Annotated in this window: 12 protein-coding genes; 1 reads left to right on the top strand and 11 read right to left on the bottom strand. The window is 69.2% G+C overall.

From position 1 onward, the window contains the following. Positions 1 to 39 precede the first annotated feature (39 nt). The 9 genes from GSE44_RS02610 to GSE44_RS02570 all read right to left on the bottom strand — a co-directional run bounded on the left by GSE44_RS02610 (position 40) and on the right by GSE44_RS02570 (position 8,930). Positions 40 to 921 carry an NAD(P)-dependent oxidoreductase gene (locus tag GSE44_RS02610; RefSeq protein WP_159347038.1) on the bottom strand — a complete coding sequence of 294 codons (882 nt, stop codon included), beginning with the start codon at positions 919 to 921 and terminating at the stop codon, positions 40 to 42. Between the two features lie 10 nt (positions 922 to 931). Further along, positions 932 to 1,828: a substrate-binding domain-containing protein gene (locus GSE44_RS02605; protein ID WP_159347036.1), complete on the bottom strand. Its 897-nt coding sequence runs from the start codon at positions 1,826 to 1,828 to the stop codon at positions 932 to 934. A gap of 248 nt (positions 1,829 to 2,076) precedes the next feature. Beyond that, positions 2,077 to 2,544 carry a thermonuclease family protein gene (locus GSE44_RS02600; protein ID WP_159347034.1) on the bottom strand — a complete coding sequence of 156 codons (468 nt, stop codon included), beginning with the start codon at positions 2,542 to 2,544 and terminating at the stop codon, positions 2,077 to 2,079. A 133-nt stretch (positions 2,545 to 2,677) separates the two neighbouring features. Next, positions 2,678 to 4,195, bottom strand: a complete 1,518-nt coding sequence (argH, locus tag GSE44_RS02595) for an argininosuccinate lyase (protein ID WP_159347032.1) — start codon at positions 4,193 to 4,195, stop codon at positions 2,678 to 2,680. A gap of 20 nt (positions 4,196 to 4,215) precedes the next feature. Beyond that, a complete protein-coding gene (locus tag GSE44_RS02590; RefSeq protein WP_201305903.1) occupies positions 4,216 to 4,926 on the bottom strand; it encodes an amino acid ABC transporter permease in 711 nt (236 codons plus the stop codon). Beyond that, the gene (locus GSE44_RS02585; protein ID WP_159347030.1) at positions 4,926 to 5,591 is read right to left on the bottom strand and encodes an amino acid ABC transporter permease; all 666 of its coding nucleotides are present in this window, start codon (positions 5,589 to 5,591) and stop codon (positions 4,926 to 4,928) included. The genes GSE44_RS02590 and GSE44_RS02585 overlap by 1 nt, the downstream gene beginning before the upstream one ends. Then, the gene (locus tag GSE44_RS02580; protein ID WP_159347028.1) at positions 5,591 to 6,430 is read right to left on the bottom strand and encodes a transporter substrate-binding domain-containing protein; all 840 of its coding nucleotides are present in this window, start codon (positions 6,428 to 6,430) and stop codon (positions 5,591 to 5,593) included. Before GSE44_RS02580 ends, GSE44_RS02585 begins: the two co-directional genes overlap by 1 nt. A gap of 2 nt (positions 6,431 to 6,432) precedes the next feature. Next, on the bottom strand, positions 6,433 to 7,800 hold the full coding sequence (locus GSE44_RS02575) for an NAD(P)/FAD-dependent oxidoreductase (protein WP_159347026.1): 1,368 nt from the start codon (positions 7,798 to 7,800) through the stop codon (positions 6,433 to 6,435). Further along, the gene (locus GSE44_RS02570) at positions 7,797 to 8,930 is read right to left on the bottom strand and encodes a threonine synthase (protein WP_159347024.1); all 1,134 of its coding nucleotides are present in this window, start codon (positions 8,928 to 8,930) and stop codon (positions 7,797 to 7,799) included. Before GSE44_RS02570 ends, GSE44_RS02575 begins: the two co-directional genes overlap by 4 nt. Positions 8,931 to 9,067: 137 nt before the next feature. Between GSE44_RS02570 and GSE44_RS02565 the strand changes: the two genes are divergently transcribed. Further along, on the top strand, positions 9,068 to 9,991 hold the full coding sequence (locus tag GSE44_RS02565) for a LysR substrate-binding domain-containing protein (RefSeq protein WP_159347022.1): 924 nt from the start codon (positions 9,068 to 9,070) through the stop codon (positions 9,989 to 9,991). A gap of 50 nt (positions 9,992 to 10,041) precedes the next feature. Here the strand turns inward: GSE44_RS02565 and GSE44_RS02560 are convergent, their stop codons facing one another. Then, positions 10,042 to 11,376: an MmgE/PrpD family protein gene (locus GSE44_RS02560; protein WP_159347020.1), complete on the bottom strand. Its 1,335-nt coding sequence runs from the start codon at positions 11,374 to 11,376 to the stop codon at positions 10,042 to 10,044. A gap of 11 nt (positions 11,377 to 11,387) precedes the next feature. Continuing rightward, a complete protein-coding gene (locus GSE44_RS02555; RefSeq protein WP_159347018.1) occupies positions 11,388 to 12,353 on the bottom strand; it encodes a Bug family tripartite tricarboxylate transporter substrate binding protein in 966 nt (321 codons plus the stop codon). Positions 12,354 to 12,422 lie beyond the last annotated feature (69 nt).

Raw genomic sequence — 12,422 nt, 5'->3', positions numbered from 1 at the left:
CGCAGCGTGGTGCTGGCGCTTTCACTGGCAGGAAGCCCGCTACTCGGCGGCAGCCTTGCGCGGCACCGTTGCCGCCACTGCGTCGAGCAGCGCCTCCAGATCGGTCGTGGCGAGCGCCGCCGGCCCCATCTCGCGCCCTCGCGCCGCCGCCCAGTCCTGGCGCTCAGCGATCGGGGCGCTCAGGAGCGGTTCCACGCCGGCCTCCTGCACGGTGCGGGCCACCTCGCGCATCTCCTCCGCCCGGCGCTTGCCATGGATCAGCGCGCGGCTGATCACGTAACGGGCCAGCCCGCGCCAATCCTCATGCTGCAGCGTATCGGAGAGGGAACGCAGCACCTCCTTTTCCACCCCATAATGGCGGGCGGCGAGCATGCATTCGGTGGTCAGTGCCTCCAGCCCCTTCACCATGACGCTGCGACACATCTTCACGGAGGAGGCCTTGCCGATCTCCTTCGAGAAGGCCGTCAGGTCCATGCCGAAGGGTGCCATCAGGGCCATGAAGTCGGGCGCATCTCCACCGCCCAGCAGCATCGGGGAGCGCAGGCCGCGGGGTGGAACGCTGCTCATCACCGCCGCCTCCACATAGCGTCCGCCGGCCAGGGAGGTGGCGCGCGCATTTGCCTGCTTGGCCGCGGGCGAGATGGAGTTCACATCGACGACAAAGGGCGCATGCCCGAGCCCTCCCGCCAGCGACTGCACCGCTGCCGCCGCGGAGCCGGCGGTCACCGAGACGAAGATCACCTCGGCCTGCGCCGCGGCCTCAACGGCCGTCGCGTGCAGGGTAACGCCGGCGGCGGCCGCGCGGTCCCGCGCTGGTGCCGCGATGTCGAAGGCGTGCAGCACCCCTGCCCCGCCCTCCTGCAGGTCGCGGGCGAAGATGCTGCCCACTTCGCCGAAGCCGATGATCGCGAAGCTTGTCATGGCCCTTCCTTCACTCCGCCTCGGCCGGAAGGCCGCCCCAGATTTCCTCGATGCTCAGCGGCCGCGGCAGCATGTCCTGCTCGGCCATGTACCGAAGGGCGAGCTCCAGCACGGGGCGCAGTTCCGCGCGGTTGCCGGGTGGTGGGCCACGCTCGCCTGGGGGCACCAAGGCGGCAGCGGCACGGGCCATCCGCAGGAGCTCCGCCACAAGGTCGGGCCGGCGCGCCGCCAACTCCGCCGTGACGGTCAGCATGTGGTTGACTGGCACGATGTGGTGGCGCGACCAGAAGGTATCGGCCGCGGCGGCCGGATCAGGAAAGACGGTACGTAGGCCGGGATCATCCGGAGCATCGTTGCCGACGATTACCGCGTCCAACTCGCCCGCCTGCAGCATCGCCAGCATGTCCTCGCCGGGTGCGGCGCGCTCGGCCCAGGGCGGATCGGCAATGCCGGCGGTATGCGCGTCCTCGAAGGTGATCCAGCGGCACTCGGCTGGGCGTGGGCCGCCCTCCCCGGCGATGATGCCCCGCAGCCACATGCCCGTGGTCTGGCTATAGGCCCGCACGCCGATCCGCCGCCCGGCGAGATCCGCCGGGCCCCGCACCGGGCCCTCGGCACGGCAAAGCAGGGCTGATTGCTGAAAGCGCGCGGCGAGCACCACCGGCAGCAGCACCAGCGGCCGACCCATGGCCTTGGCCTGCAGGAAGGTCGCGATCGCCATTTCCGAGACGTCGAAGCGCATGTCCCGGACCATCGGTGCGAATGCGCGGCTGATCACCGGGATATCTGCGAAGTTCAAGCGCAGCAGCGGAGAGGTGATCGAGCCCTCCTTCAGTGCCCGCGTGCGGGGATAGCTTCCCATGGCGGCCTGCAGCACCGTCACTGCCTGCGGCGAATCCGGAGCCATCGGCCTAGTCCCCGGGCTGGGCACGCGGTGCCCGGCTCCCTACTGCCGACATAGGCATCGTCCTCCCGCCCAGTCATCGCGCATCGCTCGCCGCCGGGCCTCGGGAAGGTCCTAGCCCGGCTTCCGTGGCTCTGTCCTATCGCTTTCCCTCGACGTGCCATCACCGCCGGTTATAGCAATCAGGCCGGTCCGAAGCGCCGCGAGCATCCCGCTGCCGCCATCGGCATGGCAGGGAGCAGCCGTGGGTCCTATCGATCCTCTTCCCGCCATTCCCAAGGCGGTGTCCTCTGGCTTTCGGGTAGCGCCCAAAGCCCGGCCTGAGCACGTCGGGCCTCCTTCTCCAGGACCAGCAGTGAGGGATCGTGGCTGTAGCGGCGATACACCCAGGCTGCGCCGCGCCGCACCATCTCCGCGTTCACGTCGAGCGAGCCCGCATACACCCGGCCTACGGTCCGGCCGTAGCGGTCGACATCCTGCACCACGACGCGCGCCCGCTGCTGGAAGACCATCGAGGCCAACACCTGCCGCGCCCGGCTGCCATAAGGTTGGCGGCTCTCCGGCGTGTCGATCTCCCCCAGGCGAATCTTCACCTGCCTACGCTCATGGGTCAGTAGAGTGAGGGTGTCGCCATCCGTGATGCCCACCACCCGGCCGCGCAATTCAGCGCCCCAGGCGGAAGTGGTGGTCAGCAGGATAAGGAGGAGGACGCGGAGCATCCAGGCGGTTTAGCGCGTCACGGTGAAGAGCGCGTTGCCGCGGCAACCCCTTTCCGCACCCGCAACTTCAGCCCATCGCGCACCCGGGGTGCGCGGCCCGGCTCACGGCAAGCCGCGAGGCGGCAATCGCAGGTTAAAGCAGGGCAGCGACCGCAGCCTGCCGCTCCGACTGGGCCTGCCCCACCTGCCGCCTGCGCGTCAGGCCCAGCGCCTCATCCTCCGCGAGCCTATCGCGCATCCGCTGCACCATCCGCCGCACCTCGACCGGCGCGGTGCCGCCGGTCACGTTGCGGGAGGCGACGGCACGAACGGGATCGAGAGCCGCCTCCACGGCCGACGCCTCCAGGCCCGAAAGACGTCCGGCCACTTGCCGGGCCGCATCGTCCACCATCGCCAGCGTTGCCTCATGCGCACCCAGCCCGGCATCCATCAGGCGTCGCACCACCGCGCCAGCCACGTGGTGGGCCGTGCGGAAGTCCATTCCGGCCTGGCGTACCAGCAGGTCGGCTAACTCCGTCGCGGTCGAATGGTTCGCGCGCGCCCGCTTCAGGAGCAGGTCGGCATTGGGGCGTACGGAGCTGGCGGCAATGCGAGCCAGCTCGATGGCGCGACGGGTTTCCGTCAGCCCCGTCCAGACCATGGCCTGTCCCTCCCGATGCGCGTCGAGGGTATTGGTGAAGTGGCTCGCGCGCACGCAGGCCCCCATGGACATCACGGCGGCGAGAACATGCGAGGCCTTGGCCTTCAGATGCTCGAGCACCACCGGATTCTTCTTCTGCGGCATGATCGAGGAGGTGCCGCAGACGGAATCCGGGAACTCCACCGCCGAGAACTCATGTGTGACAGAGACATGCATGTCCTCCGCGAAGCGGGACAGCGTCAACGCAAGCTGCGCGGCGGCCGAGACCACTTCAAAGGAGAAGTCACGGCTGGCAACGCAGTCCAGCCCGTGCTCCAGCACCGCATCGAAACCCAGCAACCTCGCGACCAGGGCACGATCCACTGGGAAGGAGGTGGTGGCCAGCGCCGCCGCACCCATGGGCGAGAGGTTGAGCCGCCCCCAAGCCTCCTGCAGCCTCGCCGCGTCACGCTCCAGAGCGGAGGCGATGCCGGAGAGATAATAGCCGAAGGTGATGGGCTGTGCGGGCTGAAGGTGGGTGTAGCCGGGCACCACCACCTCGGCGAAGATATCCGCGCGGTCCAGAAGGGAACCGCGCAGCGCGGCGGCAGCCTCCAGCAGGTCGAGCAGGATGCCGCGCATGCGCAGCCGGTCGAGCGCGGCGGACAGGTCGTTGCGGCTTCGCCCAATATGCAGCCGCCCGCCGGCATCGGCGCCGGCGAGTGCGATGATCCGTGCCTCGACGTTGAAATAGGCGTCCTCCAGCATCGGATCGGCCTCGATCGCCCCTGGTCCCTCCTCGGCCACGCGGCGCAGCGCGCCGGCGAGGGTGGCGGCCACCTGTGGCGTGACAATGCCCTGGCGCGCGAGCATCACGAGATGCGCCTCGTTCAGCGCGGAGAGATAGGGAAAGGTCGCCTCCAGCTCACCGGCTAAGCGTGGGAGGTAGATATGCTCGATGACCTCGGGGGCGATGCCCTGGGTCAGCCGGCGACTGACCTTGGAGGCAGGTACGGCAGATGGATGCGACATGATGGGTCCTGTGGGGTTCTTCAGACCGCGCTGGCATCGGGCATGGCCGGAGCGCGCCGGTCATGGCCGACAGCGAGCCGGCGCTCCAGCCGGCGGGACAGGGCAGTCAGGATGGAACAGATGGCGAAGTAGGTGAGGAGGACGACCGAGTAGATGCCGAAGGCCGGGTTGATCCCCAGCATCACGGTGCTGCGCTCGATGATGAGGCCGCCGGCCTTGAGGAACTCGGTGACGCCGACCAGGGCACCGAGCGAGGTGGACTGGATGATGAGCGCCAGCAGCCCGGTATAGGCGGGCAGCACGGCGCGGAGTGCCTGCGGCCAGAGCACCAGCAGATAGGTCTGCCACAGGCGGAGCCCGAGTGCCGTCGCCGCTTCCCGCTGCCCTTTCGAAACGGAGCGGATGCCGCCGCGCACGATTTCGGCGCCATTCGCCCCACCCCAGAGGGACAGCCCTATCGCCGTGGCGGGAAAAGGCTCGAGCGGCATGCCGAGGAGAGGCGCACCGAAGAAGATGGTGAAGATGGTGACGATCAGCGGGATGTCGCGAAACACCTCGACATAGAAGGCCGCGAGGATACGGACCAATGGGGGCCGCAAGGTTGCCAGCGTACCGAGCACGATACCGATGATCGTCGAGACGAGCAGGGTTACCAGGGCGAGCAGCAGCGTCGCGCGCAGCCCGATGAGCAGCAGCGGCATGTTCTCGCGGACGAGGGCCAGGGTCTGCATCAGGCGGCCCTGAACGGCGCGGAGAGGCGGTGGTCCAGCGCGCGCACGGCAGCGCTGAGGGTGAGGACGACGGCCAGGTAGCCCACGAGCAGCACGGCCAGCATCTCGAAGGCGCGGAAGTCGTTCGCGATGCGGTCGAAGGCGACACCGCTCAGCTCCTGCACCCCGATGGCAGAGAGATAGGCCGAGTTTTTCACGAGGGAGACCGCCGTGTTCAGCATCGAAGGCAGCCCCGTGCGAATCGCGAGTGGCAAGCCGACGAGGCGCAGATACTGCACGCGGGTCAGCCCTAGCGCGCTCGCGGCCTCGCGCAGGCCGGGCGCAACAGCGGCCAGGCCACCGCGCACGTTCTCCACCTGGAAGGCGCCGGCCCAGAGCGTGAGAGCCAGCACGCCGGTCCAGAATAGCGAGAGCGTCAGGCCGATGGCCGGTAGCCCGAAGAACAGGAAGAAGAGCTGAACCAGGATTGGCGTGTTGCGGATGAACTCGACATAGGCAGCCACCAGCGGCGACAGCACGGGCATGCGCATCATCCGCAGGCTCGCCCCCAGCAACCCGACCGCGAAGGACAGCAGCATGGCGAGGCTGCTGGCCTCCACCGTCAGCCGCATGCCCTGCCACAGGGCCGGCAGCTGGCGGGTGAGGTAGTCGAGATCGAAATCCATCAGCGCGCGTCGGGCTTCGGATCGTTAAAGGCCGAGAGGTAGAAGGGGCGGATCTCGGCGGAGACCACTGACTCGACCCACTTGTTGTACAGACCCTCGGCCTTCATGCGGTCCAGCGCCGCGTTGATCCAGGCCTGCCACTCTGGCTCGTTCTTGCGGAGGCCAACGGCCGCCTCGGTTACCGCAAAGGGCTCCTCGACAACGCGGAGGGAGGAATCGCGGGCGGCGATCACCACCAGCGTCGCGGCGTCATGCGCATAGGCCTCGGCCCGACCCTGCTGCAGCGCCTGCAGCGCATCCGAGGCGGTGTTGAGCCGGAGCGCGTTCAGCCCGGGCATGTTCGCATCGAACCACTGGGCCTGAGTGGTGCCGCGCAACATGACCACGCTGCGGCTGCGTACGTCATCCAAGGCACGGATCGGGCTGTCCTTCTTCACCAGCAGCCCCGAGCCGCCCCAGCGGTAGGAGTTGGAGAAATCGATGACCTGCGCGCGCTCGGGCGTGATGCCGAGCGTTGCGATCAGCAGGTCGACGCGGCGTGCGTTGAGCTGCGGGATGCGGTTGGAGGCGGTGACGCATTGCAGGTCGATCTTGTCGGCCGAGCCGAAGGCCCAGGCCGCCATCTGGCGGGCCATCTCGGTCTCGATGCCGGCGAAGCCACCATCGGCGCCGCGGAAGCCATAGGGCGGCTGGTCGCAGCGCACGCCGGCGCGCAGCACGCCCCCCTCGCGGATTCCCTGCGGAAGAGGTGGCAGGGTCTGGGCGGAGGCTGCCGACAGGCCGGCCAGGCAAGTGGCGGCGAGGATGGCGGCAGCGAGGCCCCGGCGAAGCACGCGCATGGTCAGCTCTCCTTGGATTGGGTCGAGGATGAGGGAACGCGTCCCGCTCGCTCCGCCAGCACCTCGGCTGGGTTCGCGGTGAAGTCGCGCAGGTGATAGGCAGCGCTCGCGATCGGCGCGGTCCAGGGGCCGCGCGCGGGGAATGGGACGGCGGGGAAGCCCGGGCGTGCGAAGAAGGCCGGGCGATTGGCGCGCCCGAGGACAAGCTGCGCCGCATGCCAGCCGAGATAGGTCATCAGCGCGACGCCGTTGCCGTTGCAGCCCACGGCATGCATCACCCCGTCCTTCTCTGCGATATGCGGCAGGCGGTCCGCGGTCATGCCGACATAGCCGCTCCAGGAATGGGTGATGCGGATCGGCGCAAGTTCTGGGAAGATCCGGAGCATCCGGTCCCGCATCCGCCGCGTCTGGACCTCCGGCGATGCGCCAAGCGCGCGCGGGCGGCAGCCGAGCAGCAGCCGCGTGCCATCTGGCGAGGGGCGCAGATAGGTCAGCTCCTTGCGGCTGTCCGTCACCATGCGGCGCTTCGGGATGAGCCGGTCCATCATGCCGGGCGGCAGCGGCTCCGTGGCGATCTGGTAGCTCATCACCGGGATCACCCGCCGGTGCAGCCAGGGGCTGGCGCGATCCGTGTAGCCATTGGTGGCATAGAGGACATGGGCGGCATGCACGTCGCCACGCTCGGTTCGCACCAGATGGCCCGCGCCGTCGCGCCCGGTGCCGAGCACGCGGGCATGGCTGTGCAACGTCGCCCCGGCAGCGCGGGCGGCGTGCCGCAGGGCGCGGTTCAGCTTGGCCGGATGAACGCCGCCGTAATCCTCCACGACGAAGCCGCCATGGAAGTAGTCGGAGCCGATCTCCTCCCGCTGCTCCGCACGGGAAAGCACCCGAATGGTGACGCCGGTGCGGCAGTGCAGCGTCTCCGCATTGCGCCGCAGGGTCGCGAGATGGGCCGGGGCGAAGGCGCCGAAGAAGCGGCCGCAGAGTTGAAGGTCGGCGTCCAGCGCCTCCCGCGCGACCAGGTCCTTCAGGAAGTCGAACGTCGCCTGGCTGTCCTCCAGGGCTGCCTCGCGCTCGGCCGCCGGCAGCCCGTCCAGGGCGGCAGTCAGCACCAGCTTCTGGCCAGAACTCACCATGCCGCCGGAGCGCGACGAGGCGCCGCCGCCGAGCGGGCCCGCATCCAGCACCGCAGCCCGGGCGCCGCCACGCGCCGCCTCCAGGGCAGCCGACAGGCCCGCGAAGCCGCTGCCGATGATCAGCAGGTCCACGGAGGCGGGCAGCGGCTCGTCCCTCGCCTCCTCGGGCGGCGCGGCATCCCACCAATACGGTTCAGCGCGGAAATCGGGATGGAAGATTGTCTCGCCCGTCATGCCGCCATCTCCAGCGCCGGGGGAGGCGCCCACTCCGTGTCGCGCTGCCCTGCCGCCGTCGCGACCAGCACGACGCGCGCTCCGGCTTGCAGCCATCCCGATTCCACGAGGGTTCCGAGGGCCGCGAAGGGTGCTGCCGCGCAGCGTTCAAGAAGCAGGCCGTGCCGGGCTGCGAGCGTGGCCTGCGCGGCCTCTGCCGAAGGATCATCGATCGTCAGCGCCGTGCCGCCGCTGTCCCGCACCGCCCGTAGCGCCTGGTCCGTCGCTGTGGCGCCCGCCGTGGAGGTTTGCCGGGTGCCGCCCTCGAAACGGTCCGTGACGCGCGCCCGGCCCGCCAGCACGGCAGACAGGCGTGGGAATGGCTCCACGGCAACGATGCGCGGAATGGCCGTGGGCCAGAACCCAGCATCCCGTAATGCGATGAAGCCGGCGGCGACGCCCCAGGCGAGGTCACCACGCGCCGTTGGAAGAATGATAGCATCAAAGCCTGCCGGCATGACCGCCGCCAGTTCGAAGGCGAGGCTTCGGTAGCCCTCCACACCCCAAGGATTGCTCCCGACAGCCGGCAGGCTGTGGTTGGTAGCCGGGTACCAGCCCTCTTGCCGCACCAGCCGCCGCGCCAGCTTCCAGCGCGCTAGTCCATCCGCCGCACCGACCAGTTCCGCCCCATGGGCCAGCAGCGTGCGGCGGACGGCGTCCGGAACGGCGGGGGTGATGACGACGCGGCAGCGCAAGCCACCCCGCGCCGCATAGGCCGCAAGCGAAATCCCCGCATTGCCGGAGGAGGCGCAGATGACGCCCGGCGCGCCCAGTTCCGCCGCGCGCGCAACGACGAGCGGCGACATGCGGTCCTTGTGGCTCCCGGTCGGATTCATCCACTCAGCTTTGATCGAAAGCGACCGGAGCGGTCCCGGTGCCGGCAGCGGGATCAGCGGCGTGCCACCCTCGCCGAGGGACGGCCAATCCAGATAGGGCATCCAGCCGGCAGCATCGGCCATCCGGCCCGTGCCCGGCGCCATGGCCGGACTGTTCGCATAAAGGGCAACAACGCTCGTCGGTGCCCCTTCGGCTCGTGCCTTGGGGCAGCCTTCGTACCAGTCACCGATCGGCAGCGCCGGGCCGCCCGCCAAGGATCGGAAGCCTGTCAGCTCGGGATTTCGACGCCAGAGGCCATTACCGCGCATAGCTGCATTGACGCGGACGCTGCCCTATGCCGTCAAATGCTCGATGAGGCAGCTTCCATTCTTAAGAGGCATGGGGAGTGGGCATGGACATCCGTCAGGTCGAAGCGTTCCGCGCTGTGGCACGCGCTGGCGGATTCTCCCGGGCGGCGCGGGTGCTGCGGGTGGGGCAACCCTCGGTGACGCGATCCGTCGCGCGGCTGGAAGGCGCGCTCGGCTTTCAGCTCTTCTCGCGCGGCCAGGGCGCGGCGCGGCTGACGCCAGAGGGCGAGGCCTTCCTGCGGGAGGTCGAGCACAGCTTCAGCGGCCTGGAGCGCCTCCGCGCAGCAGCCCAGGACATCCGCAGCTTCGGCACCGGGCGCCTGCGGCTCGCCTGTGCGCCCGCCCTGTCCGGCCGCTTCATGGCCGACGCACTACGCCGCTTCATGGACCGCCATCCTGCCGTGACCGTTTCGCTGCAGGTGCGCCCCTCGAGCACGGTGCATGAGTGGGTGGCCTCCCGGCAGGTTGACCTGGGCATTGCCACGCCGCGCACCGGCTTTTCCGCCGTCGAGGATGAGCCGCTGCTACGGTTGACGGGTGTTCTTCTCGTCACGCGCGGTCACCGGCTCGCCCGGCTCCGGCGGCCCATCACGCCAGCGGATCTGGTGGACGAGCCATTCCTGGCCCTTGCGCAGAACGAGGGCGCACGTCACGCGGCCGAGGCCGCATTCCGCAGTGCCGGTGTCGAGCCGCGCGTTCGCGTCGAGACAGCGAACAGCGCGACGCTTTGCGCCCTTGCCGCCGCCGGGCTCGGGGTGGCGTTGGTGAATCCGCTGGTGGCCGAGGACCATGGCGGGTTGCCCATCCTTGCCAAGCGCTTCGTGCCGGACGTCGCCTTCGACTATCGCCTCCTGAAGCTCCGTGGGGAGGTGGCTAACCGGCTGGCGGAGGAATTCGGCACGATGCTTCGGGGCATGGTCACGTCACTTGGGCATGGCTCCGGGACGATGAGCCATGTCCAGGTCTGAAGTGCTACCGGTCGCGTGGCAGCGAGCATCAGCCTTGCGGCGTGTGGCAGTCACGCATCGCTGGCAAGCCAGTCCAACCTGTCCTGGTCTGCCAGCCGCCAGGCATGGCTGAGCAGCCTCTCCCCGACCTCTCCCCCAAGAACCGGCCTGACGAGGGAAAGGAACTTGGTGCCGAGCGCCGCATCGGGCGTCGGATTTGCAAGGCTCCCGAGCGGTGCTGCCGTCGATGCCCGAAGTTCGCTGCCGTCCCGCAAGGTGATGACAACATGTGTCTCGGTCCGGCCGCAAGTCTCGTCCACGACGGCCTCGATCCGCCGACGCAGCGCCACAACCTCCGGTGCCAGCACGCGCTCGTCGGAGAACTCGGCCTCGCCGCCAGCGCCATCCACTAATGCCACCGCGGCCGCGTGGAATACGCTAAACTTACCCTCCAGCCCGCTCCTGGGCTCCCTTTTGCCGGTAAGATCCAGCACGAGCGGATGAACACGCATCTGGATCCGCTCGACATTATCGACGGAGAAACCCGGCTCGCCCCTCAGCCGAATGCAGAGATCGATGGCCGGATGCACCACCAGCCCGCAGGCGAAGGGCTTGTAGGTGTTGCGCATGATTTCCCATCGCCCACCCAGGCCATCGCTGATCCGCTCCGGGGCAAAGTCGCTGGAAAGCACCTCGGCAAAGCCGCGGCGCCCCTCGATGGCATCCGGCGCCGCGCCGAAGCCCTCCGCCGCCAGCAGCCCGGCGAGGATACCATTCTGCGCCGCACGTCCGGGATGGAAGCTCTTGGTCATGGTGCCGAAATGCACGCGCAGGCCGACCGGCTGCGTGGCGCCGATGCCGATCGCCCAGGCGGTCCGCTCGGCGTCAAGGCCGAGCAACCTGGCAGCAGCAGCGGCCGCGCCGATCGAACCCGCCGTGCCCGTGATGTGAAACCCGGCATCGTAATGGGTGGGCGAGACGGCCATGCCGACCCGGCAGGCCGCCTCCACCCCCAGGATGAAGGCGGTGAGCAAGGCCTCGCCGCTTGCGCCTCGCGCCTCCGCAAGGGCCAGCGCGGCGGAGAGCACCGGTGAGCTCGGATGGATCAGCGTCCCTTCATGCGTGTCGTCGAAGTCCGCGACATGGGAGGAGACACCGTTCACGAGCGCCGCAGCCATGGGATCGGCGCGCCGCCGCATACCGAGCAGCGTGGCCTCGGGCCGTCCGCCGAAAGCCGTCGCGGCGCGGGCGGCGGCCAGGACGCCTGGGTGCGGCGCCCCGCCGATGGCACAACCGAGCCAGTTCACGAAGGAGCGGAGCCCTTCGTGCCGCACCTCCTCCGGCAGGCTGCTCCACTCCGTCTCAGCGACCAGCGCCGCAAGCGCCTGGGTTGCTCCGTCGGTCATCCGCACTCTCCTCACTCGATCCGCGCACCCGAGGCACGCACCACTGGCGCCCAACGATCGCGCTCGGCTGCAATCAACGCCGCGAACTCGGCAGGCTGGCTCGTCGCTATCTCGGCTCCTAACCCCTCCAGCTTGGCGCGCACGCCCTGGTTAGCGAGGACGCGCACGACATCCGCCGACACACGGCGGACCAACGCCTCCTCGGTGCCCTTCGGTGCGAGCAACCCGAACCAGACGCCTGCTTCCATGTCCTTGCCCAAGGCCTTCGACAAGGCGGGCACGTCCGGCAGGATCGGCGATGGCTCACGCGAGCCAATGGCCAGGCCCCGTAACCGCCCCTCGCGGATCAGGTCGGCGGAGGAGGCCGTGTTGACGAACATCGCCGAGACCTGCCCGCCCACTACATCGTTGAGGGCCGGAGCACTGCCGCGATAGGGCACATGCGTCAACTGTATGCCCTCGGCCGTGCGGAACAGCTCCATTGCAAGATGGGTGGCGCTGCCGTTTCCCACCGAGGCATAGGTGACTTCGCCTGGGCGCGCCTTCGCCAGCGCGACCAGTTCGGCGACAGTGCGTGCCGGCACGGCGGGATGCACCACAAGCACGAACGGAAGTCGCGCGATGAGGCTCACTGGCCCGAAATCCCGGACGGGGTCGTAAGGCAGGCTCGCATAGAGGCTTGGCGCCATCGCAAGCGGCCCGACATCCGAGACCAGGAAGCTGTATCCATCCGGCGCGGCCTTTGCGCCGGCATCCGTTCCGATCGTGCCGCCGGCGCCGGGCCGGTTCTCCACCACCACCGGCTGCCCCCAACTGGCCTGCAGTTGCTCAGCCACGACACGGCCGATGATATCCGTGCCGGACCCCGGCGGATAGGGAACAATGATGCGCACTGGCCTGGTGGGCCAAGTCTGGGCGCTTGCAGGCATCGATACCGCGGCGATGGCGGCAGCCAGCATCGAACGGCGGCACAGCATGGCGTATCTCCCTCTTCCCGCTTCAGTGGCGGTTCTTCCGTTGCGCTCTGGATCTCGCATCCAGCACAG

Origin of the sequence: Muricoccus harenae, from assembly GCF_009848505.1 — a bacterium.
Lineage (GTDB): Bacteria > Pseudomonadota > Alphaproteobacteria > Acetobacterales > Acetobacteraceae > Roseomonas > Roseomonas harenae.
This window is presented reverse-complemented; position numbering and strand designations above follow the sequence as displayed.